The 23,916-nt window shown below is 69.5% G+C and carries 21 protein-coding genes; 2 read left to right on the top strand and 19 right to left on the bottom strand.

What is annotated here, in order from left to right; all coding sequences use genetic code 11:
* Positions 1-33 precede the first annotated feature (33 nt).
* Together ACIO3S_RS23670 and dnaE are read right to left on the bottom strand one after the other, a co-directional pair.
* The gene (locus ACIO3S_RS23670; RefSeq protein WP_400468102.1) at positions 34-663 is read right to left on the bottom strand and encodes a hypothetical protein; all 630 of its coding nucleotides are present in this window, start codon (positions 661-663) and stop codon (positions 34-36) included.
* Positions 648-4,232: a DNA polymerase III subunit alpha gene (gene dnaE, locus ACIO3S_RS23665; RefSeq protein ID WP_400468101.1), complete on the bottom strand. Its 3,585-nt coding sequence runs from the start codon at positions 4,230-4,232 to the stop codon at positions 648-650. Before dnaE ends, ACIO3S_RS23670 begins: the two co-directional genes overlap by 16 nt.
* Positions 4,233-4,375: 143 nt before the next feature.
* Between dnaE and mmuM the strand changes: the two genes are divergently transcribed.
* Both mmuM and ACIO3S_RS23655 read left to right on the top strand, forming a co-directional pair.
* Positions 4,376-5,257: a homocysteine S-methyltransferase gene (mmuM, locus tag ACIO3S_RS23660; RefSeq protein ID WP_400468100.1), complete on the top strand. Its 882-nt coding sequence runs from the start codon at positions 4,376-4,378 to the stop codon at positions 5,255-5,257.
* A gap of 85 nt (positions 5,258-5,342) precedes the next feature.
* The gene (locus ACIO3S_RS23655) at positions 5,343-5,756 is read left to right on the top strand and encodes a hypothetical protein (protein WP_400468099.1); all 414 of its coding nucleotides are present in this window, start codon (positions 5,343-5,345) and stop codon (positions 5,754-5,756) included.
* A 59-nt stretch (positions 5,757-5,815) separates the two neighbouring features.
* On the opposite strand, the gene ACIO3S_RS23650 is transcribed toward ACIO3S_RS23655, so the two are convergent.
* The 17 genes from ACIO3S_RS23650 to ACIO3S_RS23570 form a co-directional block, all read right to left on the bottom strand.
* Complete coding sequence (locus ACIO3S_RS23650; RefSeq protein ID WP_400468098.1) at positions 5,816-6,283, bottom strand: GNAT family N-acetyltransferase; 468 nt, start codon at positions 6,281-6,283, stop codon at positions 5,816-5,818.
* The gene (locus ACIO3S_RS23645) at positions 6,261-7,202 is read right to left on the bottom strand and encodes an RluA family pseudouridine synthase (protein WP_160024319.1); all 942 of its coding nucleotides are present in this window, start codon (positions 7,200-7,202) and stop codon (positions 6,261-6,263) included. The genes ACIO3S_RS23650 and ACIO3S_RS23645 overlap by 23 nt, the downstream gene beginning before the upstream one ends.
* The gene (lspA, locus tag ACIO3S_RS23640) at positions 7,199-7,795 is read right to left on the bottom strand and encodes a signal peptidase II (protein ID WP_400468097.1); all 597 of its coding nucleotides are present in this window, start codon (positions 7,793-7,795) and stop codon (positions 7,199-7,201) included. The genes ACIO3S_RS23645 and lspA overlap by 4 nt, the downstream gene beginning before the upstream one ends.
* Positions 7,768-8,196 (bottom strand): TraR/DksA family transcriptional regulator, encoded by a 429-nt coding sequence (locus ACIO3S_RS23635; RefSeq protein WP_160024321.1) that lies wholly within the window; start codon positions 8,194-8,196, stop codon positions 7,768-7,770. The genes lspA and ACIO3S_RS23635 overlap by 28 nt, the downstream gene beginning before the upstream one ends.
* A 471-nt stretch (positions 8,197-8,667) precedes the next feature.
* Entirely contained in the window at positions 8,668-9,435 is a 768-nt protein-coding gene (locus ACIO3S_RS23630; RefSeq protein ID WP_229788310.1) for a DivIVA domain-containing protein, read from the bottom strand.
* Positions 9,436-9,587: 152 nt separating this feature from the next.
* Complete coding sequence (locus tag ACIO3S_RS23625; RefSeq protein WP_160024322.1) at positions 9,588-10,073, bottom strand: cell division protein SepF; 486 nt, start codon at positions 10,071-10,073, stop codon at positions 9,588-9,590.
* A 36-nt stretch (positions 10,074-10,109) separates the two neighbouring features.
* Positions 10,110-10,814, bottom strand: a complete 705-nt coding sequence (locus ACIO3S_RS23620) for a YggS family pyridoxal phosphate-dependent enzyme (RefSeq protein WP_400468096.1) — start codon at positions 10,812-10,814, stop codon at positions 10,110-10,112.
* A complete protein-coding gene (gene pgeF, locus ACIO3S_RS23615; RefSeq protein ID WP_400468095.1) occupies positions 10,814-11,524 on the bottom strand; it encodes a peptidoglycan editing factor PgeF in 711 nt (236 codons plus the stop codon). The genes ACIO3S_RS23620 and pgeF overlap by 1 nt, the downstream gene beginning before the upstream one ends.
* Before the next feature lie 9 nt (positions 11,525-11,533).
* Positions 11,534-12,769 (bottom strand): cell division protein FtsZ, encoded by a 1,236-nt coding sequence (gene ftsZ / locus ACIO3S_RS23610; RefSeq protein WP_400468094.1) that lies wholly within the window; start codon positions 12,767-12,769, stop codon positions 11,534-11,536.
* Positions 12,770-12,968: 199 nt separating this feature from the next.
* The gene (locus ACIO3S_RS23605) at positions 12,969-13,889 is read right to left on the bottom strand and encodes a cell division protein FtsQ/DivIB (protein WP_400468093.1); all 921 of its coding nucleotides are present in this window, start codon (positions 13,887-13,889) and stop codon (positions 12,969-12,971) included.
* 17 nt (positions 13,890-13,906) lie between these two features.
* Entirely contained in the window at positions 13,907-15,325 is a 1,419-nt protein-coding gene (gene murC, locus ACIO3S_RS23600) for a UDP-N-acetylmuramate--L-alanine ligase (protein ID WP_400468092.1), read from the bottom strand.
* A complete protein-coding gene (gene murG, locus ACIO3S_RS23595) occupies positions 15,322-16,398 on the bottom strand; it encodes an undecaprenyldiphospho-muramoylpentapeptide beta-N-acetylglucosaminyltransferase (protein ID WP_400468091.1) in 1,077 nt (358 codons plus the stop codon). The genes murC and murG overlap by 4 nt, the downstream gene beginning before the upstream one ends.
* A gap of 13 nt (positions 16,399-16,411) precedes the next feature.
* Positions 16,412-17,704, bottom strand: a complete 1,293-nt coding sequence (gene ftsW / locus ACIO3S_RS23590) for a putative lipid II flippase FtsW (protein WP_400468090.1) — start codon at positions 17,702-17,704, stop codon at positions 16,412-16,414.
* A 145-nt stretch (positions 17,705-17,849) separates the two neighbouring features.
* Positions 17,850-19,298 (bottom strand): UDP-N-acetylmuramoyl-L-alanine--D-glutamate ligase, encoded by a 1,449-nt coding sequence (gene murD, locus ACIO3S_RS23585; protein ID WP_400468089.1) that lies wholly within the window; start codon positions 19,296-19,298, stop codon positions 17,850-17,852.
* Positions 19,298-20,416: a phospho-N-acetylmuramoyl-pentapeptide-transferase gene (gene mraY / locus ACIO3S_RS23580; protein WP_160024331.1), complete on the bottom strand. Its 1,119-nt coding sequence runs from the start codon at positions 20,414-20,416 to the stop codon at positions 19,298-19,300. The genes murD and mraY overlap by 1 nt, the downstream gene beginning before the upstream one ends.
* Before the next feature lie 138 nt (positions 20,417-20,554).
* Positions 20,555-22,015 carry a UDP-N-acetylmuramoyl-L-alanyl-D-glutamate--2,6-diaminopimelate ligase gene (locus ACIO3S_RS23575; RefSeq protein ID WP_400468462.1) on the bottom strand — a complete coding sequence of 487 codons (1,461 nt, stop codon included), beginning with the start codon at positions 22,013-22,015 and terminating at the stop codon, positions 20,555-20,557.
* Positions 22,016-22,153: 138 nt separating this feature from the next.
* The gene (locus tag ACIO3S_RS23570) at positions 22,154-23,869 is read right to left on the bottom strand and encodes an MFS transporter (RefSeq protein WP_400468088.1); all 1,716 of its coding nucleotides are present in this window, start codon (positions 23,867-23,869) and stop codon (positions 22,154-22,156) included.
* Positions 23,870-23,916 lie beyond the last annotated feature (47 nt).

Below are 23,916 nucleotides of genomic sequence, written 5' to 3'. Positions count from 1 at the left end.
CTACGCCGCCCAGAAGGCGGCTGTCCGCCGAATTTACCTTTCGGTCGCGGCCTGCTGCCCGTCGAGCTCGTGATCCGCGGGAGGGTGCGGCGCCCACATCAGGAAGATGACCATCAGCGCCAGCATCGCCGAGCCCGGGACGAGCAGGATCAGCCACGGCGAGGCCAGCTGGAAGCTGTCCTCGAGCACGGTGCCATCAGCGGCACCCTTGGCGAGACCATGGGGGTCCTCGGGCGAGAGCAGCGACGTGACCAGCAGCATCAGGCCGCCACCGATCGAACCGCCGACGATCAGCGCGCCCAGGGTGACCAGCTCGGAGCGGTTGAGCCAGACTGCGGCCGCGATGCCGACCAGCAGGCCGAGCACGATCGCACAGACCGAGAACCAGGCGGTCGCGGCGAAGACGCCCTGATCGATGTTCTGCCCGATGGCGGGCGGGTCGATCGAGATGAGCCCGCGGTACCACTTGTCCTCGAGCACCATCCCGGTCGGCGGGGTCCACAACGTCGCCGCCGCGAGCCCGGCCACCAGGCCGCCGATGACGAATGCGGCCACGATGATGGCCACCTGGACCAGCACCGGGCGGGACAGGTCGGGGCGGGCGGAGCGGTGGCCGGTCGCGTAGAGACTGGGCGGCGGCGGCACGATCAGATTGTCAGGCATCCTGGTCCGAGGAGTTGTTTGAGGTCGGCGAACAGCTCGGGAGTCGGTGCCACCCGTAGCCGGTCATCGAGCTTCATGACCCGGGTCGCGTCCCGGGTCATCAACCGTAGCCTGACCTCGGCTACTCCGGGATAGGTGGTCAGTACGTCACGCAGCGACGCGATCACCTGCGGCGTGCACCGCGTCGACGGCAGCGAGATCACCACCGGTCCCCCGGCGGCACCCGGGCCGCCGGTCAGGTCGGGGACGGTGACCTCCTGGCCACGCAGCTCGGGCTGGTCCTTGTCGCGGGAGAGCTGGCCCTTGACCCGGATGATCGAGTCCTCGACCAGATGCGGTGCGGCCAGCTGGTAGGACGACGGGAAGAGCAGCACCTCGACCGAACCCTCGAGGTCCTCCAGGGTCACCGTCGCCCAGGCGTCGCCCTTCTTGGTGATGCGCCGGTTGACGTTGGTGACCAGCCCGGAGACCGTGACGGTCGTGTTGTGGGGCCGCGTCTCGTCGGTCATCAGCTGGCCGATGGTGCAGTCGGTGCCGTTGGCGAGGACGTGTTCCAGGCCCATCAGCGGGTGGTCGGAGACGTAGAGACCCAGCATCTCCCGCTCATGGCCGAGCAGGGTCATCTTGTCCCACTCGTCCATGTCGGGGATGGCCACCGAGACGCCGAAGCCGTCGCCGCCGTCCTCGTCGAGGCCGCCGAAGAGCGAGTCCTGACCGATCGCCTCGTTGCGCTTGATGTCGATGTACTGGTCCACGGCGGTCTCATGGATCGCCACCAGCGCGCGGCGGCGGTGCTTCATGTCGTCGAAGGCACCGGCCTTGATCAACGACTCGATCACGCGCTTGTTGCAGGCCCGCTCGGGCACCTTGGAGAGATAGTCGTTGAAGTCCTCGAACCGGCCCTTGGACGTGCGGGCCTCGACGATGCCGTCGACCACCTGGGCGCCGACGTTGCGGACCGCGGTGAGGCCGAAGCGGATGTCGCTGCCGACCGCGGTGAAGTCGTGGGCGGACTCGTTGACGTCGGGCGGCAGCACCGCGATCTTCATCCGGCGACACTCGTTGAGGTAGATCGCCATCTTGTCCTTGTCGTTCTTGACCGAGGTCAAGAGCGCGGCCATGTATTCGGTCGGGTAGTTGGCCTTGAGGTAGGCGGTCCAGTAGGTGACCACGCCGTAGGCCGCCGAGTGCGACTTGTTGAAGGCGTAGTCGGAGAACGGCAGCAGGATCTCCCAGATCGTGTCGATCGCCTTCTGGGAGTAGCCGCGCTCGAGCATGCCGGCCTGGAAGCCGGCGTACTGCTTGTCGAGCTCGGCCTTCTTCTTCTTGCCCATCGCGCGGCGCAGGTTGTCGGCCTGTCCGAGCGAGAACCCGGCCAGGACCTGGGCGATCGACATCACCTGCTCCTGATAGACGATCAGGCCGTACGTCTCCCCCAGCACCTCCTCGAGCGGCTTCTCGAGCTCGGGGTGGATCGGCACGATCGGCTCGCGGCCGTTCTTGCGGTGGGCGTACTTGTTGTGGGAGTCGGCGCCCATCGGGCCCGGCCGGTAGAGCGCGGAGACCGCGGTGATGTCGGCGAACCGGTCGGGAAGCATCGAGCGCAGCAGCGCGCGCATGCCACCACCATCGAGCTGGAAGACGCCGAGCGTGTCGCCGCGCTGCATCAGCTCGTAGGTGGGCTTGTCGTCGAAGGGGACGTCCTCGAGCACCAGGTCGATGCCGCGGTTGGCGCGGATGTTGCCGAGCGCGTCCTCGAGGGTGTGGAGGTTGGAGAGGCCCAGGAAGTCCATCTTGACCAGGCCGAGCGCCTCGCAGGTCGGATACTCGAACTGCGTGACGACCTGGCCGTCCTGCTTGGGCTCCATCAGCGGGACGATGTCGATGATCGGCTCGGAGGCCATGATCACGCCCGCGGCGTGGATGCCGGTCTGTCGGATCTGGCCCTCGAGGCCGAGCGCGGTCTCGTAGATCTTGCGGACGTCGGGGTCGGTGTCGTGCAGGGCCCGGAAGTCGCCGCCCTCGCCGTAGCGCTTGTGGTCGGGGTTGAACAGCTCCTTGAGCGGGACGCCCTTGCCCATCACGTCGGGCGGCAGCGCCTTGGTGATCCGGTCGCCGATCGCGAAGCCGTGGTCGAGGATGCGGGCCGCGTCCTTGATCGCCTGCTTCGCCTTGATCCGGCCGAAGGTGGCGATCTGGGCGACCTTCTCCGCGCCGTACTTCTCCGTGACGTACTTGATCGTCTCGCCGCGGCGGTGGTCGTCGAAGTCGATGTCGAAGTCGGGCATCGAGGGACGCTCGGGGTTGAGGAACCGCTCGAAGAAGAGTCCGTGCTCGAGCGGGTCGAGGTCGGTGATCCGCAGCGCGTACGCCACGATCGAGCCGGCACCGGAACCACGGCCCGGTCCGATCCGGATGCCGTTGTCCTTGGACCACTGGATGAAGTCGGCGACCACCAGGAAGTAGCCCGGGTAGCCCTTCTGCAGGATGACGTCGATCTCGAACTCGACGCGGTCGCGGACCTCCTGGGTCGTCTTCTCGCCCGGGTAGCGCAGCTCGATGCCGCGCCAGGTCTCCTTGCGCAGCCACGACTCCTCGGTCTCGCCCTCGGGGATGTCGGCGAGCGCCATGTAGCCACCGGTCGACTCGGTGAACTGGACGTCGCAGCGCTCGGCGATCAGCAGGGTGTTGTCGCAGGCCTCGATCAGGTCCTGCTGGCCCCACAGCTCGCGCATCTCGGCGGCGGTCTTGATGTAGTAGCCGCTGCCCTCGAACGCGAACCGCTTGCCGCCCTTGGAGTAGGGCGGCTCGGTCATCCGGCTGCCCGACTGGACGCACAGCAGCGCCTCGTGGGCGGCGGCGTCCTCGGGGTTGTTGTAGTGGGAGTCGTTGGTCGCGACCGGGCGGATGTTCATCGCCTTGCCGAGCTTGAGCAGGTCGTCGCGGACCCGCTTCTCGATGGAGATGCCGTGGTCCATCAGCTCGAGGAAGACGTTGTCCTTCCCGAAGATGTCCTGCAGCTCGCCGGCCTCCTTGAGCGCCTCGTCCCACTGACCCAGCCGCAGCCGGGTCTGGATCGCGCCGGAGGGGCAGCCGGTGGAGACGATGATCCCCTTGGAGTGCTCGGCGAGGATCTCCTTGTCCATCCGCGGCTTGAAGTAGTAGCCCTCCAGGCTGGAGCGGCTCGAGAGCCGGAAGAGGTTGTGCATCCCCTCGGTGGACTCGGCCCACATCGTCATGTGGGTGTAGGCGCCACCACCCGAGACGTCGTCGCCGCCCTCCTGCGCCTGGTCGCCCTTGCCCCACCGCACCCGCTTGCGCTCCGAGCGCGGGGTGTTCGGCGTGATGTAGGCCTCGATCCCGATGATCGGCTTGACGTCGTGGGCCTTCGCCTTCTTCCAGAAGTCGTAGGCCCCGTGCATGTTGCCGTGGTCGGTCATCGCGATCGCCGGCATCTCGAGCTCGCTGGTCCGCTTGAAGAGACCATCGAGGAGCGAGGCACCATCCAGCATCGAGTATTCGGTGTGGACGTGCAGGTGGACGAAAGAGTCCTTGGAGCCGGCCGCCATTGGCGTGGAGCCCTCCTCGAGGTCGAACGGATGGAGCGGGCGCAGGAGCCCGTGCTCAAACGGACGACCTGGGGGAAGGACTACAGACTATCTGGCGCCACCGACAGTTTTTCGGGCGGCTGGCCGTACAGTCTTGAGTTGTGGTGACGATCCTCGATGGCGGCCTGTCCAACGCGCTGGAAGCACGCGGTCACGATGTCTCCGGGACCCTGTGGACGGCCCGGCTGCTGGACGAGTCACCCGCGGAGATCGCCGCGGTCCACCGCGCCTACTTCGCCGCCGGCGCCGACGTCGCCACGACCGCCAGCTACCAGGCCAGCGTGCCCGGTTTCGTGGAGGCCGGGATGACCCAGACGTACGCCACCGAGCTGCTGCGCCGCAGCGTCCGCGTCGCGCGCGAGGTCGCCGAGGAGGCTCCCGGACGCCTGGTCGCCGCCTCGGTCGGACCCTATGGGGCCTACCTGGGCGACGGGTCCGAGTACCGCGGCCGCTACGGCGTCTCGGCGGCCGTGCTGCGTGACTTCCACGCGCCCCGGCTGGCCCTGCTCGAGACCGAGGACCCCGACCTCATCGCGGTCGAGACCATCCCCGACATCGAGGAGGCCGAGGTGCTCGTCGACCTCCTCGACGACATCGGTCTCCCGGTGTGGTTCTCCTACTCCTGCGCCGGCACCCGCACCCGCGCCGACCAGCCCCTGGCCGACGCGCTCGCCCTGGCCGCCGGCATCCGCTCGGTGGTCGCCGTCGGCGTCAACTGCTGCGACCCGGCCGACGTACCCGCCGCCGTCCAGCTCGCCACCGCCACCGGCGAGCCCGCCGTCGTCTACCCCAACACCGGGGAGACCTACGCCGACGGCGCCTGGACCGGCACCCCTCACTTCCGACCCGGAGAGGCCCTCTCCTGGGCACGATCCGGGGCTGCGTACGTCGGCGGCTGCTGCCGCGTCGGCCCGCGCGAGATCGCCCTCATCGCGGCCGAGATGTCACATCTGCAGGCCGAGACGTCAGGAACGTCGGCCGAGTAGGCATCGGCGTGCCATCTCGCCCGACGTAAGTGACGCCTCGGCCGTTCTGCCGGCGCGCCGGTTCCCGACATGCCACACTCTCGCCGTGCCCCCGTCCACTGACTCCACATCGAAGCCCGACACGACTCGGGCCCGCTGGATCCTGGTGGTGGTCATCCTGGTCGCTTTCGGGCTCCATCTCGTCGACCCGCGGTGGCTCTCGGAGTCGCAGTCCACGTCACTCGCAGCGCTGGCCTGGATCGCCGTCGGGGCCCTGTGGCAGGTCGTACGCGCCAACGACCCCTCCGATCGGCTCCTCGGCTTCAGCCTTCTCATGCTCGCGGCGGTTCTTCTCGGGCTGCTACCCGGCGGCGAGCTCGCCGATCCTCCCGACGCATTCCGCAGCATCTTCACGCTCGTCGGGCCACCGGTCGGCATGGTCCTGGCCGACCGGTGGCTGCGACGCACGCGTCGGATCGGGGCCGACTCGGTCGCCACAGGGAACGATTCGGCCGCGTGAGTTGCCATCTCGGCCGACAGAAGTGACGTCTCGGCCGACGGAAGCGACTTCTCGGCGGGTCAGGGCCAGGCCATCCGTACGTCGGGGGTCTTCTCCTGGTTGGCGGAGCCGTCGGTGCGCTCGACCTCGCGCAGTCCGTGTCGGGCGTAGAAGGCTCGCGCCGGGGTGTTCATCTCGAAGACCCACAGGCCGAAGCCGTCGGGGGTCAGCGACTTCACCAGGTCGAGCAGCATGGTGCCGAGGCCGGCGCCCTGGGCGCGGGGGTGGACGAAGAGGTCGTCGAGCCAGGTCGGGGTGAAGGCGACGAAGGCCGAGACGACGCCGTCGACCTCCGCGACCCAGACCTGCGAACCCTTCTGGGGCGCCAGGACCTTGACCGCGAGCCACTCCCGGATGTCCGACTCGGGGTAGATCGGCGCCGGCATCGGCGCGGCGGCACGGGCCTCGACGTAGGTGCGGACGATCTCGGCGATGTCCTCGGACTCCGCCGGGCGGAGCACCGTCTCAGTGGGAGTCGCGGATGACATCGAGCGCGTGCTGGAGGTCGTCGGGGTAGGTCGACTCGAAGGTGACGTACTCACCCGTCTCCGGGTGCTCGAAGCCGAGCTTCACCGCGTGCAGCCACTGCCGCTCGACCCCGACGCGCCGCGCCAGGGCCGGGTCGGCGCCGTAGGTGAGGTCGCCGACGCAGGGGTGCTTCAGCGCCGACATGTGCACCCGGATCTGGTGGGTGCGCCCGGTCTCGAGGTGGATCTGGAGGAGCGAGGCGAACCGGTGCGCCTCGAGCGTCTCGTAGTGGGTCACCGAGTGACGCCCGTCCGCACGGACCGCGAACTTGTAGTCGTACTTCGGGTTGCGCCCGATCGGCGCGTCGATCGTGCCCTCGAGCGGGTCGGGGTGGCCCTGGACCAGCGCGTGGTAGGTCTTGTCGACCGTACGCTGCCGGAACGCGTTCTTGAGGACGGAGTAGGCGTGCTCGGACTTGGCGATCACCATCACGCCCGAGGTGCCGACGTCGAGGCGCTGGACGATGCCCTCGCGCTCCTTGGCCCCCGAGGTGGAGATCCGGAAGCCGGCCGCGACGAGGTGACCGACGACGGTCTTCCCCTGCCAGCCCGGCGAGGGGTGGACGGCCACGCCGACGGGCTTGTCGATCACCACGAAGGCGTCGTCGTCGTAGATGATCTTGATGCCCTCGACGATCTCGGGCTTGATCTCCAGCGGGTCTGCCTGCGACGGGATCGTCGCGTCGAGCATCGACCCGGCACTGACCCGGTCGCTCTTGGCCACGACCGAGCCGTCGACGGTCACCAGCCCTTCGGCGATCAGCTCGGCCGCGCGGGTGCGCGAGAGCCCGAACAGCCGCGCCATGGCGGCATCGACCCGCTCCCCCTCCAGACCGTCCGGGACGTGCAGCGTGCGCTGGTCGGCGTGACCGAAGTTCACTTCTTCTCGCCCTCGGGCTCGTCCGAGGTGTCATCGGACTTGTCCGCGGCACCGCCGTCGATCGACCCGTCCAGCCCGATCCCCTTGAACGAGAAGATCACGATCAGCACCGCGGCGACGTTGATGCACATGTCCGCGACGTTGAAGATCGGCCAGTTGGGCAGCTGCAGGAAGTCGACCACGTGCCCGACGTAGAAGCCCGGTTCACGCATCAGCCTGTCGACCAGGTTGCCGCTGATGCCGGCGACCAGGATGCCGAGCGCGATGGCCCAGCCCCGGTGGCGCACCCGGCGCGCGAACCAGAGCACACCGATCGTGGCCGCGATCGAGAGCGTCGTGAACACCCAGGTGTAGCCGGTCCCGGTCGAGAAGGCCGCGCCCGGGTTGCGGATGATGTTGAGCTGGAGAACCGAGCCGATCAGCTCCTGCGGCTGCCCGGGAACGAGCGTCGCGACCGCCCAGAGCTTCGTGATCTGGTCGATGACCAGCAGAAACACTGCGACGGTCGCGAACTCGGCCCACCGAACAGGGCGCACGTCGGACTCAGGACCGGTATGTGCGTCGCTCAGCGACGCTCCTCGCGCTGCTTGCATGTCATGCACAGTGTGGCACGCGGGAACGCCATGAGCCGCATCTTGCCGATCGGCTCCCCACACGACTCACAGATGCCGTACGAGCCGTCCTCGAGGTATCCCAGGACACGCTCGATCTGGGCCAGCTTGTCCTTCTCGCTGTTGACCACGGTCAGCTCGTGGTCACGCTCGAAGCTGGTCGCGCCCATGTCGGCCTGGTCCTGGCCGGCGCCGTCGCCGGAGTCCTTCATCAGGCCGGAGAGCTCGGCTTCGAGAGCGGTGAGCACCTCGAGGCTGTGAGCCCTCATCTCGTGAAGCTCGTCGATGACCTCATTGAGCTCATCCTTCGTCCACGGGTCCTCGCCGTCCTTGACCTTCAGCTGGTCAGGAGAGACGACAGTCTTGGTTGCTTTCTTAGGCACGGCACTCGCTTTCTGGTGTGAGACACGGCCCCCCGGGCCGCACGGTGGTCAGGTTTGGCTTAGGCGCTCGCCGCGGCCACCGACGTGGAAGCCGTGACGTAGGAGCTGGTATTCCCAGAAAGCTCGGGCGTCGCCACATGGACGCACCCGACTGCCGCGCTGGCGCGACACCTCATCGGTACAGACATGGAGTCCCCTTTCTCCTGCCGTCACTTCGCGCCGCCGAGTCGGTGCGGAGTGCGTGCCCGGAATGTAGCCCGGGATTCGGCTCCACTCAACTAACACACCGAAACTCCACGCATATTGGTCCGCAGCGCGGAAAAACTCCGAAATCGACTTACAGGACCCGCCTCACCTGCTACAACGCGTTCCTGTCGGAGCCGGCGCGGCTCCGGAAGGAACGCAGCGGACGTACGCATCGGCCGGCCCCGCGAAGCGGGACCGGCCGATGGAAGCCTGACTACGAGGACCTCAGCCCTCGTCCTCCCCCAGGATGGAGCGCAGACGCTTGGGCGCCGGGCCCGACTCGTTGACGGCGGCGGCCATCACGGGCGCCTGTGACTCAGCCGAGTTGTTGAGCGCGTCGAGCTGCTGCGTGAAGTAGCTCTTCAAGCGGGAGCGGTACTCACGCTCGAAGTTGCGCAGGGTGTCGACCTCGGTGGTCAGATTGTCCTTCTCGCGCTCGAGCTCGCCGAAGAGCTGCTGGCGACGCTCGGCGGTCTCGCTGTCGAGCATCTGCGCACGGGTGCGCGCGTCGGCCTCCATGCGGTCGGCCTTCGACTTCGACTCGGCCTCGAGACGCTCGGCCTTGGTCCGCGCCTCGCCGACGATCTTGTCGGCGTCGTTCTTGGCGGTGTCGATGAGCGCGTCGTGGTTGCGCGTGGCCAGCTCGAGCAGGCGCGCGGCGGCGTTGGACGCCTCCGGCACGGTCTCGACCCGGATCGTCTCGATGCCGCCGGTCTGCGGTGCCTCCTGATACATCGGCATCTGGTGCGAGACCGGCTCAGGAGCCGGCATCGGCTCAGGAGCAGGCGGCTCGGGAGCCATCGGGAAGGACGGACCCCCACCCGACTGCGCAGATGCCAACTTCCCGCGAAGGTCGTCGTTCTCCCGGGTGAGACGTGCCAGTTCGGCCTCGACCTCGTCGAGGAACTGGTCCACCTCGCCCATGTCGTAGCCCTCGCGGAGCCGGACGGGAGTAAAGCGCTTGTTGCTCACGTCCTCTGGCGTCAGCGGCATGACCTCACCCATTCATTACTCGGTTGACTCAGACGTACGGACTGCACCGCCGGGGGGCGGCATCAGGTAATGCTGTCGAAACTCTAGCGCCTGTCCGTAGACATGCCAGATGCGGACCGCATCCAGCCACCCACGAGCAGGTGTCGAAGGCCTCAGCTCTGGTTGAAGAAGCCGCCCTCAACGATCCTCTGCTTGGCCTCAGCCGTGACCGAAACGTTCGCAGGTGAGATAAGAAACACCTTGTTGGTGACCCTCTCGATGTTCCCATAGGTAGCAAAGATCAAGCCGGCCGCAAAGTCGACGAGCCGTTTTGCGTCCGGATCGCTCATCTCGGTGAGGTTCATGATCACCGGCGTGCCGTCGCGGTAGTTCTCGCCGATCTGACGCGCTTCGTTGTAGGACGTCGGGGTCAGCGTGATGATCTTGGAAAGCTCGGTCACCGCGGGCACCACCGTTGCTCGTCGCCGCTCGGAAAGGTCAGCCACCGGAGCCGGACGGGACTGCTTGGACCGCACCGGCGCCTTGACGGCTTCGTGGGAGCGGGTCTCGTCGTCGTCGCCCTCGTAGACATCGTCGTCGTAACCGGTGTCCTCGAGCAGGCCGAGGTATTCACCGAACCTGCGCATCGCGCCGCTCATGTTCCCACCTTCCCCAAAGTATTGCTGTCCGAGACATTACTTGACAGTTGGCCTCTCTCCGAGGACCGCAGACCCGACACGTACGTGTGTCGCGCCATGGGCAATCGCCTGCTCCAGGTCGCCGCTCATCCCCGCCGACAGCACCGTCGCCTCGGGATATTCGACCAGGAAGTCCTCCCGGATCCGCGCGAGCCGGACGAATGCCGGCTCCGGTTCCTCACCGAGAGGCGCTACCGCCATCAGGCCCCGCAGCCGGAGCCCGTCGGTCGTCTCGACCTCAGCAGCCAGGTCGCGTACGTCACCGGGGTCCGCCCCGGCACGACCCTCGCGTCCGGGCGGGTCGAGGGACACCTGCAGGAGCACGTCGAGGATCTGGCCGCGCTCGCCCGCGCCACGGCTGAGCCGGGGCAGCAGCGAGGGCCGGTCGACGGACTCGACCACGTCGGCGTAGCCGGCCACGGCGGCCGCCTTGTTGGACTGGAGTCCGCCGATGTAGTGCCAGCGCAGACCGAGGTCGGCGCACTCGGCCGCCTTGGCCGCCGCCTCCTGGTGGCGGTTCTCGCCGACGTCGGTGACACCGAGGCCGGCCAGGATGCGTACGTCGGAGGCGGGGAAGAACTTGGTGACCACGACCAGGTGGACGTCGTCGGCGGGGCGACCGGCGGCCTTGGCGGCGATCGCGATCCGCTCGCGGGTCTCGGCGAGCCCCGCGGCGATCTCATCGGCGCGATCGGTCGCCATCAGGCACCTCGCAGCCGGATCAGGGCGCCCAGCGACATGCCGGCACCGTCGCGGCGGTAGGAGTAGAGGTCGTCGGACTCGCGCGTGCAGCGGCTGGCGTCGACCGTCTCGACGTCCTCGCGGGCCAGCTGGGCGAGCACTCCGGCGCCGACGTCGAGGCTCGGGGTGCCCCAGCTCGTGGTGGCGCGCGCGGCCGGCTCGGCCGCGGCGATCTCCTCCTGCATCTCGGCAGGCACCTCGTAGCACTTGCCGCACACGTGCGGCCCCACCCAGGCGCTGATCCGCGTCGCGCCGAGCGCGCGCATCCGGGCGATGGTCTCGGGCACGACCCCGGCCGCCATCCCCTTGCGTCCGGCGTGCGCCGCGCCGATGACCCCGGCCGCCTCGTCCGCGAACAGCACGGGTACGCAGTCGGCGGTGCGGACCAGCAGCACCAGGTCACGCTCGGTGGTGACGATCCCGTCCGCCTCGGGGCGGGTGCCGCACTCCGCGTCGACGACCGTGTTGCCGTGGACCTGGTAGAGGTCGGCGTACGGCGCGCCGTCGGCGAAGTCGGCCAGCAGCAGCCGATGGTTCTCGGCCTTCGCCTCCGGCGAGTCCGAGCCGTTGACCGCCAGGTTGAGCTCGGCGTACGGAGCGAGACTGACCCCGCCGTACCTGTCGGTGAATGCCAGGTCGACGAGGCCTGCTGAGGCTCGGAACGAATACAAGCGAGGGACCTACTTCAAGAAATCGGGAACGTCGAGCTCGTCATCGCTGTACTGGACGCTCGGAGCGGGCTTCTTGGCGACCGGAGCGGGCTCGGCCGGCGGAGCCGCGGGCGGAGGCGTCGCCGGAGCCGGGGCGGGCTTGGCCGGCGCGGCTGCCGGGGTCTCCTCGGCCTCCTCTGCGCGGCGGGTCGCGACCGCGGCGGCCACCGCGGCGGTCTCGCCGTTGTTGGCGGACTGGGAGCCGGTGGAGCGGCCCTGCACGCTGCCGAGCGCCGACTGGCCCTCGCGGCGCTTGGGCATGCCGCCGTCGAAGCCGGCTGCGATCACGGTGACCCGGACCTCGTCGCCGAGCGCGTCGTCGATGGTCGCGCCGAAGATGATGTTCGCCTCCTGGTGGACCGCGTCGGCGACCAGCGCGGCGGCCTCGTTGATCTCGAAGAGGCCGAGGTCGGAGCCGCCCGCGATCGAGAGCAGGACTCCGTGGGCGCCGTCGATCGATGCCTCCAGCAGCGGCGAGGAGACGGCCATCTCGGCGGCCTCGACGCTGCGGTTGTCACCGCGCGCGGAGCCGATGCCCATCAGCGCCGAGCCGGCGTTGGACATGACCGACTTGACGTCGGCGAAGTCGAGGTTGATCAGGCCGGGCGTGGTGATCAGGTCGGTGATGCCGGAGACACCCTGCAGCAGCACCTGGTCGGCCTGGCGGAAGGCGTCCATCACCGAGACGTTGCGGTCCGAGATCGACAGCAGCCGGTCGTTGGGGATGACGATGAGGGTGTCGACCTCCTCGCGGAGCTTGCTGATCCCCTCCTCGGCGGAGTTGGCGCGACGACGGCCCTCGAAGGCGAACGGCCGGGTCACCACACCGATGGTCAGGGCGCCGAGGGAGCGGGCGATGCGGGCCACGACCGGGGCGCCACCAGTGCCGGTGCCGCCACCCTCGCCGGCGGTCACGAAGACCATGTCGGCGCCCTTGATGACCTCTTCGATCTCGTCGGCGTGGTCCTCGGCGGCGCTCTCCCCCACGCTCGGGTTGGCGCCGGCACCGAGACCGCGGGTCAGCTCGCGACCGATGTCGAGCTTGACGTCGGCGTCGCTCATCAGCAGCGCCTGGGCGTCGGTGTTGATGGCGATGAACTCGACCCCCTTGAGGCCGACCTCGATCATCCGGTTGACAGCGTTGACGCCGCCGCCACCGATGCCGACGACCTTGATGATCGCCAGATAGTTCTGTGCAGCTCCCACGGTGGTCGCCCCTTCGATCGCTGGTTGGTACTTACGGCTGGTTCTCAACCCTTACCCTCAACCTGAGGGTTATAGTTATGTCAACCTCGCCGTTCTCAGAACAGTAGGCAGACGTACGTCCTCAAACTGGCGCGACACGCGGACGCGGATCAGTTGTGCCCATCCGTTGCCGTCCGGTAGGGAAGATCCCTACGCCGGATCAGCCGACGCTCTTGCTGGTGACCGGCTGGCCGGGCACGGAGACGTCGTAGCGGGCCACGTCGGGCTCGGCCTTCATCAACGCGACCAGCACGTCGGCCTTGGTGTCGGACTGGGCGCTGCTCCCCCACACCACCCGCTTGTCGTTGCGCAGCTCCAGGGAGATCGAGTCGACGGTGGTCACCTCGACGTGGTCGACCGACTTGGCGAGGTCTGCCGGGAGGGCGGAGGCCACCGCGGCGGCCTCGCGGAGGGCGTCGGAGTTGGTGCCGGTCACGGTGTTCACCATCGGCAGACCTCGCGGCGCCTTCTTGTAGTCCCAGAAGACGGTGCCGGTCTCGTCGAGAGCACGGAGCCGGCCGCCGATCGAGACGACGGCCACCGGCGTACGTTCGGTGACGTCGACCCGGATCTTGTCGGGCCACTCGCGCGAGACGTTGACCGAGCGCACCATCGGCAGCCCGTTGAGCACCCGCACCTGCACGGCCTCGAGGTCGGCCGTGGCCAGCGGCTCGCCGACCGGCACGGCCGCGAACTCGACGACCTGCTTCGCGCTGGTCATCTTCATCGAGCCGTGCACCGAGGTGCCCTTGACCTGCAGCCAGGTGGAGAAGTAGACCGCCCAGATGCCGCCGAGCAGGAGCGCGATGACCAGGGTGCCGACGATCAGATAGCGCCACGCCAGCCAGCGGCGGCGCCACTGGCGGCGGGCGAAGGCCTTGCGGCTCTTCAGAGTCGCAGGATCGACCGCGGCACGCTCGTCCTCAGACTCCTCCGGCTCCGCCTTCGGCTCCGGTTCGGTGCTCGACTCAGCCCCGGCCTTGGCCTCCTCCGAGTCGAGGTCGATCTCGCGCTCCCCGGACGCTGATCGGGCGATCTCCAAGGCCTCGGCGATCTCGGCGTCCGACCCCTTGTCCCCCATGCTCGCCTCCCCCAGCGTTACTGCCCTGCCGTACGTAGCCTGGCGAGCACCATCGGGCCCACCTCGGTCACGGTACCTGCCCCGAGCGTCAGAACGAGGTCACCCGGTCGGGCGCGGCGGGCCAGCTCGGCGGCGGCCTCCTCGAGCCCGGCGACGCTGACGACCCGGTCGGGCGGCAGCGGCACCGCGTCGGCGACGAGCTTGCCGGTGACCTCGGGGTCGTAGTCCTCGCGGGCGAGGTAGACGTCGAGGACGACGACCTCGTCGGCGGCGCCGAGCACGCGGCCCATCTCCTCGCCGAAGATCCGGGTGCGGGAGACCATGTGCGGCTGGAACGCGACGATGAGCCGCCCCTGCCCGGCCACGGACCTGCCGGAGACGAGGTCGCCGGCGATCTCGGAGGGGTGGTGGGCGTAGGAGTCGTAGACGCGTACGCCTGCGGCCTCCCCCTTGCGCTCCATCCGCCGCCGGGTGCCGGTGAAGGACTCCAGCCCCGCCTTGAGCAGGTCGAAGGAGTGACCGAGACGCAGGCCGACGGTGAGAGCGGCCAACGCGTCGGCGACGTAGTGGCGCCCGGGGATCTGCAGCGTGATCCGGCCCAGCTCGTCGAGCCCGTCGACGACGGTGAAGGAGGAGGTGGTGCCCTCCAGGACGATGTCGACGGCGCGTACGTCGGCCAGCTCCGACTCACCGACGCCGATGAAGCGGCGGCCGAGCGAGTGGGCGACGTGACGCAGGTCGGCGGCGCCGGGGTCGTCGATGACCGCGACCAGGAACCCGTCGGGAGCCAGCCGCCCCACGAACTGGGCGAAACCCTCGCGGTAGGCCTCCTCGGTCCCCCACTGGTCGAGGTGGTCGGCCTCGACGTTGGTGACGACCGCGGCGTACGGCTTGTAGACCAGGAAGGCGCCGTCGGACTCGTCCGCCTCGGCGACGAACAGGTCGCCCGAACCCTCGGCGGCGTTGGTGCCCGAGGCGGCCAGCTCGCCACCGACGGTGTAGGTCGGCGCGGCGCCCGCGGCCTGCAGGGAGACGGTCAGCAGCGAGGTGGTGGTGGTCTTGCCGTGAGTGCCGGCGACGGCGAGGACGCGGCGGCCCTCCATCACCGAGGCCAGACCGGCCGAGCGTGGGTAGATCCGCAGGCCCTTCTCGACGGCCGCGACGTACTCGGGGTTGTCCTCGCGGATCGCGGTGGAGACGATCAGCGTGTCGACGCCGTCGACCTGCGCGGCCGCGTGGCCGACGTAGACGGTCGCACCCTCCTCGCGCAGCGCCGCGACCATCGACGAGTCGGCGCCGTCGCTGCCGGAGACCTCGATCCCGCGGGCCAGCATGACCCGGGCGATCGCGGACAGGCCCGCACCGCCGATGCCGATGAAGTGGACCCTGCCCAGCTGCTCGGCGGGCAGGATGTGCTCGGGAACGGGAACTCTCATGACCTGCCTCCTGCTACGACCTCGAAGATCATCCGAGCCAGCCGTTCGTCGGCGTCGCGTGGCACCAGGTCGCTGGCGGCCTTCGACATCGCCTCGAGCCGGGCCCGGTCGGTGACGATCGGGGGTACGTGGCTGGTGACCCAGGCGGCGCTCATGTCTGCATCGGAGACGAGCACGGCGCCACCGGCATCGACGACGGCGCGGGCGTTGAGGGCCTGCTCGCCGTTGCCGATCGGGAGGGGGACGTAGACGGCCGGGACCCCGACGGCGCTCGCCTCGATCACCGAGTTGGCGCCGGAGCGGCAGATCATCAGGTCGGCGGCGGCCAGCGCGAGGTCCATCCGGTCGACGTAGTTGAGCACGTGGTAGCCGGGGCCGGGCGAGGCCAGCTCGTTCTTCGGGCCGATCACGTGGAGCACCTGGATCCCGTTGCTGGCCAGGGCTGGGTAGGCGCCGGAGACCGACTCGTTGATCGTCCGGGCGCCCTGTGAGCCACCGGTGACCACGATCGTGGGGCGGTGCTGGTCGAGCCCGAAGAAGCTGCGTGCCTCGGCGCGCAGCGCCCAGCGGTCCATCGTCGAGATCATCCGGCGGATCGGCAGCCCGATGTATTCGGCCTTGGGCAGCTTGGTGTCCGGGAAGCTCACCGCGACCCGGTCGGCAACCCGGGCTCCCGCCTTGTTGGCGAGACCCGGCATGGCATTGCCCTCATGCACGACGATCGGGATGTGGCGCCGCTTCGCGGCGAGGTAGGCCGGCATCGAGACGTACCCGCCGTAGCCGACGACCACGTCGGGCCGGATTCGGTCGAGCACCTCGTAGGTCGCGTCGACCGCGCCCTTCAGGTTGACCGGCACCTTCAGCAGGTCGCTGCTGAGCTGGCGCGGCATCGGGACCGGGGGGATCAGCTCGAGCGGGTAGCCCGCGGCGGGAACGACCTGGTTCTCCAGGCCGCGAGGCGTACCGAGGCAGGTCACCTCCACGCTGGGGTCCAGACGGCGCAGGGCATCAGCCGTGGCGAGCAGGGGGGATGTGTGTCCGGCGGTGCCACCACCGGCGAGGAGGGCCTTCATGATGCGTCCGAACTTAGCGGTTGCGTTGAGCGGACCGGTAAGCGGCTGCCTGGCGGGCCCGATCCTTTGCCAAGGCTTTACGCTGCTTCAGCGCCGCGGCTGCCGCCGGTTCACGACGGGCGAAGCCGATCACGACGCCCAGCGCCACCATCGACGGGATCAGCGCGGAGCCGCCGTAGGAGACCAGCGGCAGCGGGATGCCGATGACCGGCAGCAGCGCGAGCACCATGCCGACGTTGATGATCATCTGGCCCAGCAGCCAGACCAGCACGCCGAAGCTGAAGTAGCGTACGAACGGCCGGTCGGTCTGGCGCGCGACCTTGACCAGCGCGAACGCGAGGGTCAGGAAGAGGCCGACGACGAGCAGGGTGCCGACCAGGCCGAGCTCCTCGCCCAGCACCGCGAAGATGTAGTCGGTGTGGGCCTCGGGCAGGTCGCCCCACTTCTGCTGCGAGGCCCCGATCCCCTGGCCCAGGATGCCGCCCGAGCTGAGTGCGTAGAGGCCGTGGGAGGGCTGCCAGCCCTGTCCGTGGTAGTCCTTGAACGGGTCCGCGAAGCTGGTCAGCCGGGCGAGCCGCTCGGTGTCGGTGCTGATCAGGAACAGCACCGAGACGCCGATGATCGAGATCGCCATCCCGAACAGCCGCCCGGGCGCCCCGACCACCCACAGCATCCCGAGCACGATCGCGAAGAAGACCAGGGCCGTGCCGAGGTCCCGGCCGGCAAGGACGAGCCCGGTGGCCAGCGCGATGCCCGGCAGGACCGGCATCAGCACCTCGTGGAGGCTGTCGAGCCGGCGCTCCTTGAGCGCGTAGACGTGGGCGGCCCACAGGACCATCCCCAGCTTGGCGATCTCGCTCGGCTGGATCTTGACCGGGCCGGCCCCGATCCAGTTCTGCTGCCCGTTGACGTCGTGGCCCAAGAAGATGGTCAGGAAGAGCAGCACGCAGGCGACGACGTATCCCGGCCAGGCGAGCCGTCGCAGGTGCTTCGGCCTGATCCTGGAGGCGATGAACGCACACGGGATGCCGATGATCACCCAGAGCACCTGGCGCCCGACGATCGCGTAGGAGTTGCCCATGTATTGGTAGGCCCACACGCTCGAGGCGCTCAGCACCATGATCAGCCCGATGGTCAGCAGCAGCGCGGTGCTGGTGAGCAGCAGGTAGTAGGCGGCCAGCGGCCGGTTCAGCGCCACCCTCAGCGCGTGGAACCAGGCCTTGAGGTAGCCGAGGACCGACTTCGGGTACGCCTTGGCCTGCTCGGCCGAGCCGGAACCGGTCTGGTCGGGGCTGGTGGTCGTCACGGCCTACCTCCCAGTTGCGGTGCGACGTACGTCCATTACATTCTCGCCGCCGTCTCTACGTTCGCCGCGCATCTCCCCCGCGTGTCGCCCTCACGCCGGTCGAGCCGCCGGAGCCGCTAGGCGGAGGCGTGTCGAGACCAGCGACCTAGACCTGGCGGCGTACGGCGTCGGCGAAGGCGTCGCCGCGGGCCTTGTAGTCGCGGAACTGGTCCTGGCTGGCGCAGCCGGGGGCCAGGAGCACGGTGTCGCCGGGCTTGGCCAGCGCGGCGGCGATCTCGACGGCCTCCGCGAGAGCGGCCACGCCGTCGGGGTCGTCGAGCTCGACGATCTCCAGGTCGCCGGCGTGGGCGGCGAGGGCCGAGGCGATCACGTCGCGGTCCTGGCCGATCAGGATGACGGCCCGCAGCCGGTCGTGGATGGAGGCGACCAGGTCCTCGAAGCGGGCACCCTTGGCCAGCCCGCCGGCGATCCAGATCACCGGGTCGTAGGCCTGCAGCGAGGCCTGGGCGGCGTGCGGGTTGGTCGCCTTGGAGTCGTCGACCCAGGTGACGCCGCCCGCCTCGGCGACGACCTCGATGCGGTGGCCGTCGGGACGGAACGACTTCAGCCCGTCGCGTACGGCGGCCTGGGAGACACCGTGCGCCCGGGCGAGCGCGGCCGCGGCCAGCGCGTTCTGGACGTAGTGGGGCGCGGCGGAGGCGAGGTCGGAGATCTGGCACAGCTCCGCGGCGGAGGTCTGACGCTCCTCGATGAAGGCCCGGTCGACCAGGATGTCCTCGACGATGCCGAGCTGACCCACCGCCGGGGTGCCGAGGGTGAAGCCGATCGCGCGGGCGCCCTCGACGACGTCGGCCTCCTCGACCAGGTGCAGCGTGGCCTCGTCGGCGACGTTGTAGACGCAGGCCCGCTCGACGCCCTCGTAGACGCGGCCCTTGTCGGCGGCGTACTCCTTCATCGAGGGGTACCAGTCGAGGTGGTCCTCGGCGATGTTGAGGACGACGGCGGCCTCGGCGCCCATCGAGGAGGTGTAGTGGAGCTGGAAGGAGGAGAGCTCCACGGCGAAGACGTCGTAGGGCTCGGGGTCCATCACGGCCTCGACGATCGGCAGGCCGACGTTGCCGACGGCGACGGACCGGAGCCCGGCGGTACGCAGGATGTTGTCGAGCATCTGCACCGTCGTGGTCTTGCCGTTGGTGCCGGTGACCGCCAGCCAGGGGGCGGCGTTGTCGGGGTCGCGCAGCCGCCAGGCGAGCTCGACCTCTCCCCAGATCGGGACCCCGCGCTCGCGCGCCTGGGCGAGCAGCGGAGCCGTCGGCCTCCAGCCGGGAGAGGTGACCACGACGTCGACGTCGTCGGGCAGCACGTGGGTGGCGCCCTCGCCGAGGCGTACGTCGGCACCCAGGATGCCGAGGAGCTTGGCCTTCTCCTGGCGCTCCTCGTCGCCGGGCGACTCGTCGAGCGCGATCACCGAGGCACCCAGGTGGGTGAGGTTGTCGGCTGCGGCGAAACCGGAGACACCGAAGCCGGCCACGACCGCCTTCACGCCCTCCCAGGAGTCGTTGCGGCCGAGCTTGTCGAGTTCTGTGAGGTCCATCAGATGGTCGCCACCCATTCGGCGTAGAAGATTCCCAGGCCGGCCGCGACGCAGAGGCCGGTGATGATCCAGAAACGGATCACCACGGTCACCTGTTCCCAGCCGAGCATCTCGAAGTGGTGATGGATCGGTGTCATCCGGAAGATGCGCTTGGGGGTCCCGGTCACCTTGCGGGTGATCTTGAACCAGCCCGTCTGCAGGATCACCGAGACCGTCTCGGTGACGAAGAGGCCACCGAGGATGATCAGCAGGAACTCGGTGTGCGACAGGATCGCGAAGCCGGCCAGCACCGAGCCGAGCGCGAGCGAGCCGGTGTCGCCCATGAAGATCCTCGCCGGGCTGGCGTTCCACCACAGGAAGCCGATGCAGGCGCCGCTGATCGCGGCGCCGAGGATCGCCATGTCGAGCGGGTCGCGCACCTCGTAGCAGGTGCCGATCTCGACGCTCGGTCGGCCGCAGCGCTGGTTGTTCTGCCAGATCGAGATGATCGTGTAGGCGGCGAAGACGATCGCCGAAGACGCCGCCAGCAGCCCGTCCAGGCCGTCGGTGAGGTTGGTGGCGTTGGACGTGCCGGTGACCATGATCCAGAAGATCACCAGCAGCAGGGCGCCACCGAGCCAGTAGAGGATCCCGTCGCCGCCGAGGAAGTGTGGGCCGAAGTCACGGATGAAGGAGAGCTGGTCCGCCGCCGGCGTGATGCCGTCGGCGTTGGCCAGGCCGGGGTGGATCGCCACCGCGCCGAAGCCCACCGCGACCAGCGTCTGCCCGACCATCTTGGACCACGCGCGCAGACCGAGGTTGCGCTGCATGAAGACCTTGATGAAGTCGTCGACGAAGCCGACCGCGGCCATGCCCACCAAGAGGAAGAGCAGCAGATAGGCCGTCGCGCTCGGGGCGTCCCCGGTCAACAGCTTGGCCGCGAAGTAGCCCACGACGACCGAGATCACGATCGCGACGCCACCCATGGTCGGGGTGCCGCGCTTGGTGCGGTGGGTCGTCGGGCCGTCCTCGCGGATCTCCTGGCCGTAGCCCAACTTCGTGAACTGTACGATCGCAAATCGGGTGCCGAGCAGCGAGAACAGAAGCGCAATCGCTCCGCTCAGCAAGATCGCTCTCATGTCAGCCGGGTGCCTTCCTTGCCATGCCGTTCCATGTCCTTGCCCCCGGGCCGGTGTGCATAGCGAAGACACCGGCCCCCGGCATTCTTCCCTACGGGTTCGCCGGCTCTGCGGCACCCCGCCGTATCAGCACATCGATCACTGTGTGGCCAACGCCGCACGGACGACCTCGCGGTCGTCGAACGGGTGCGTGACGCCGTTGATCTCCTGGCCCGTCTCGTGCCCCTTACCTGCGACGACGACGATGTCACCGGGCTCGGCGAGGCTGATCGCACGGACGATCGCGGCCCGCCTGTCGCCGATCTCCTCGACGCTCGCGGACCCGCCGGTGGCGCCCTCGAGCACCTGCCGCCGGATGCTCGCCGGGTCCTCGGTGCGCGGGTTGTCATCGGTGACGATCACGTGGTCGGCCAGCCGCGCGCTGATCTCCCCCATGATCGGCCGCTTGCCGGTGTCGCGGTCTCCCCCGGCACCGATCACCACGATCAGCCGGGACTCGGTCAGCGGACGGAGGGTGCCGAGCGCGGCCTCGACCGCGTCCGGCTTGTGCGCGTAGTCGACCACGACGGTGAACGGCTGGCCCTCGTCGATCCGCTCGAGCCGGCCCGGGACACCGGAGCCCTTCGCGAGGGCGGTCGCGACGTCGCGCACCACCGTCTCGTCGCCGTACGCGTGGTGGATGCTCGCCAAAGCGGCCAGGGTGTTGCTGACGTTGTAGTCGCCGGCCAGCGGGCTGGCGCCCGGGAACTCCAGGCCGTCGGGGCCGTGGACGGTGAAGGTGGAGCCGTCGGGGCGCAGCTCGACGTCGGTGGCGCGCCAGTCGGCGGTGTCGTCGTGAAGGGCGTAGGTGAGGATCGGGATGGTCGCCTCGGCGGCGAGGCGGCGGCCGTGCTCGTCGTCGATGTTGACGATGCCCAACATCGCCCGCTCCGAGGTGAACAGGTCGGCCTTCGCGGCGTAGTAGTCCTCGACCGTCTCGTGGAAGTCGAGGTGGTCGCGGCCCAGGTTGAGGAAGACGGCGACATCGAAGACGACCCCGTCCACGCGGCCCATCACCAGCGCGTGGGAGGAGACCTCCATGGCGCACGCCTCGGTCCCCTCCTCGACCATCCGGGCGAAGAGACCGTGCAGGTCGGGAGCCTCGGGCGTGGTCAGCGGCGTCTTCACGTCGCGCCCGCCGATCCGGGTGCCGACGGTGCCGATGACGCCGGCGCGGTGGCCGGCGTCGAGCAGCGCGCTCTCAGCCAGCCGGGTGGTCGTCGTCTTGCCCTGCGTGCCGGTGACCCCGATCAGCCGCAGCCTGCCCGAGGGGTTGCCGTAGACGCGGGCCGAGAGCGCGCCGAGCACCGTACGCGGTCTCTCGACGAGCAGTACGGGCAGCTCACCGAGACCCTGGGCCACCAGCTCGGCGGCGCCGGCGGCGTCGGTGAGCGCCGCGACCGCGCCGGCCTCGACGGCACTGGCGGCGTAGCTGGCGCCGTGCGCCCGGCTCCCGGGGAGGGCGGCGTAGAGATCGCCGGGCAGCACCCGTTGGGAGCTCAGCGAGACTCCGGTGACACGGGCCTCGCCGCGCACCTCCAGGCCGAACTCGCCGGCCAGCTCGGCCAGCGTCACCGGCTCGGTCACTCGCGGGCGGGTCGGGCTCTTGGGATCCGCCGTCTCGTACGCACTGCTCACCTGGCGAAGGTTATCCGCCCGGCGGGACCAGGTCCCGCCGGGCCGACCCTGGCGTGGCGTTCAGGCGTGGCGTAGCTGGGTCAACGCTGCGGCGCTGAGCTCGTGCGGCTCCTGGCCGGGAACGACGAGCACGACAGGTACGCCGGCGTTCCGCACGACCGCAGAGGTGATCGAGCCGTCGGCGAGCTGGGCGGCACGACCGCGGGGCGAGGAGCCGAGCGCGATCGTGCTGACCCTGGCCTCGGTGGCGTACCTGGCCAGCACCATCCCGGCGCTGGCGTGGTCGCCGACGCTGTGCAGCACCAGGCCGGTCGCGGTCACGCCGCGGGCGGCGAGGCGGTCCAGGTGGGCGCGTACGGTCGCGGCGGCCATCTCCGGCTCCTCGGCGTCGATCGCCAGCTCCTCGACCACGTCGGTCTCGCGGACGTGGACCACCTCGAGCGGCGCGCCCTCGGCGGCGGCCATCTCGGCCGCCCGGTCGACGACCGCGTCGGCGTCGAGGGTGGCGCCGACGGCCACCAGCACGGGGCGGCCCTCACCACGGACCGGTCCGACGGGCTCGAGCGTCGGCGCGACCGGCTCGGCGGTCTCGGCCGACTCGGCGGCCGTGATCAGCCGGTGGCCGCTGGCCAGGACGGGGATCGCGATCAGGAACGCGGCGGCGCCGACGTAGAAGGCCACCGACTGGTCGGTCGCCTCGGCGATCTTGCCCGCGGCGAAGGGTGCCAGACCGCCGCCGATGAAGCGTACGAAACCGTAGGCCGACGACGCGATCGGCCGCTCCACCGGCGAGACCAGCATGACCGCCTGGGTGGTCAGCGTGTTGTTGAGGCCGACGAAGATGCCGGACAGGATCACGGCCACGATGACCACGGTCGGCGAGGAGACGCCCAGGCCGATGACGGCGAGCAGGGCCCCGAGACCGAGCAGGTTGACGTAGAGGGTCGGCGCGGTGCCGAAGCGGCGCTGCGCCCACGGCGCGCCCCACACGGCGAAGACGGCGACCAGGATGCCCCAGGCGAAGAAGACCCAGCCGAGCTGGAGCGGGTCGTGCAGGCCCATCGGGTAGGGCGCGTAGCCGAGCAGCGTGAAGAAGCCCCAGTTGTAGAGCAGCGCCATGATGCCCATCGTCAGCAGCCCGCGGTGGCGCAGTGCGGCGAGCGGCGCGAGCAGGCTGACCTTCTTCTCCGGCTTGGGCGTCGGCGGCAGGAAGACCAGCGTGGCGACCAGCGCGATCGCCATCAGCGCGGAGACGCCGAAGAACGGGCCGCGCCAGGAGATGCCACCGAGGACGCCGCCGAGGAGCGGACCGACCGCGATGCCGAGGCCGAGCGCGGTCTCGTAGAGGATGATCGCCCCCGCGAACCCTCCGGTCGCGGAGCCGACGATGACGGCGAGGCTGGTGGAGATGAACAGCGCGTTGCCCAGACCCCAGCCGGCCCGGAAGCCGACGATGCCGTCGACACCGTCGACGGTCCCAGCCAGACCGGCGAACACGACAATCAGCACCAGGCCGAGGATCAGCGTCCACTTGGCGCCGATCCGGCTGGAGACCCAGCCGACGCCGATCATCGCCACGGCGGTCACCACGAGGTAGCTGGTGAACAGCAGCGACACCTGCGCGGGCGTCGCGGCCAGCTCCTCGGCGAGCACCGGGAGGATCGGGTCGACGAGCCCGATGCCCATGAACGACACCACGCACGCGAACGCGACCGCCCACACGGCGCGTGGTTGCTTGAACGGACTTGCGGCAGCTGCCCCTTGGTGGGAGCTCATTCTTCTTGCCTCTTCTCAGACGTTGGTTTCGTACGCGTCGCCGTGCC

Origin of the sequence: Nocardioides sp. NPDC087217 (assembly GCF_044744805.1) — a bacterium.
Classification (GTDB): Bacteria; Actinomycetota; Actinomycetes; order Propionibacteriales; family Nocardioidaceae; genus Nocardioides.
This window is presented reverse-complemented; position numbering and strand designations above follow the sequence as displayed.

Coding starts and splice junctions, on each gene's coding strand:
- ACIO3S_RS23670 (WP_400468102.1), bottom strand. CDS start 663: ATGCCTGACAATCTGATCGTGCCGCCGCCGCCCAGTCTCTACGCGACC.
- dnaE (WP_400468101.1), bottom strand. CDS start 4,232: ATGGCGGCCGGCTCCAAGGACTCTTTCGTCCACCTGCACGTCCACACC.
- ACIO3S_RS23650 (WP_400468098.1), bottom strand. CDS start 6,283: ATGTCATCCGCGACTCCCACTGAGACGGTGCTCCGCCCGGCGGAGTCC.
- lspA (WP_400468097.1), bottom strand. CDS start 7,795: ATGCAAGCAGCGCGAGGAGCGTCGCTGAGCGACGCACATACCGGTCCT.
- ACIO3S_RS23630 (WP_229788310.1), bottom strand. CDS start 9,435: ATGCCGCTGACGCCAGAGGACGTGAGCAACAAGCGCTTTACTCCCGTC.
- ACIO3S_RS23625 (WP_160024322.1), bottom strand. CDS start 10,073: ATGAGCGGCGCGATGCGCAGGTTCGGTGAATACCTCGGCCTGCTCGAG.
- ACIO3S_RS23620 (WP_400468096.1), bottom strand. CDS start 10,814: ATGGCGACCGATCGCGCCGATGAGATCGCCGCGGGGCTCGCCGAGACC.
- ACIO3S_RS23605 (WP_400468093.1), bottom strand. CDS start 13,889: ATGGGGGACAAGGGGTCGGACGCCGAGATCGCCGAGGCCTTGGAGATC.
- murC (WP_400468092.1), bottom strand. CDS start 15,325: ATGAGAGTTCCCGTTCCCGAGCACATCCTGCCCGCCGAGCAGCTGGGC.
- murG (WP_400468091.1), bottom strand. CDS start 16,398: ATGAAGGCCCTCCTCGCCGGTGGTGGCACCGCCGGACACACATCCCCC.
- murD (WP_400468089.1), bottom strand. CDS start 19,298: ATGGACCTCACAGAACTCGACAAGCTCGGCCGCAACGACTCCTGGGAG.
- mraY (WP_160024331.1), bottom strand. CDS start 20,416: ATGAGAGCGATCTTGCTGAGCGGAGCGATTGCGCTTCTGTTCTCGCTG.
- ACIO3S_RS23570 (WP_400468088.1), bottom strand. CDS start 23,869: ATGAGCTCCCACCAAGGGGCAGCTGCCGCAAGTCCGTTCAAGCAACCA.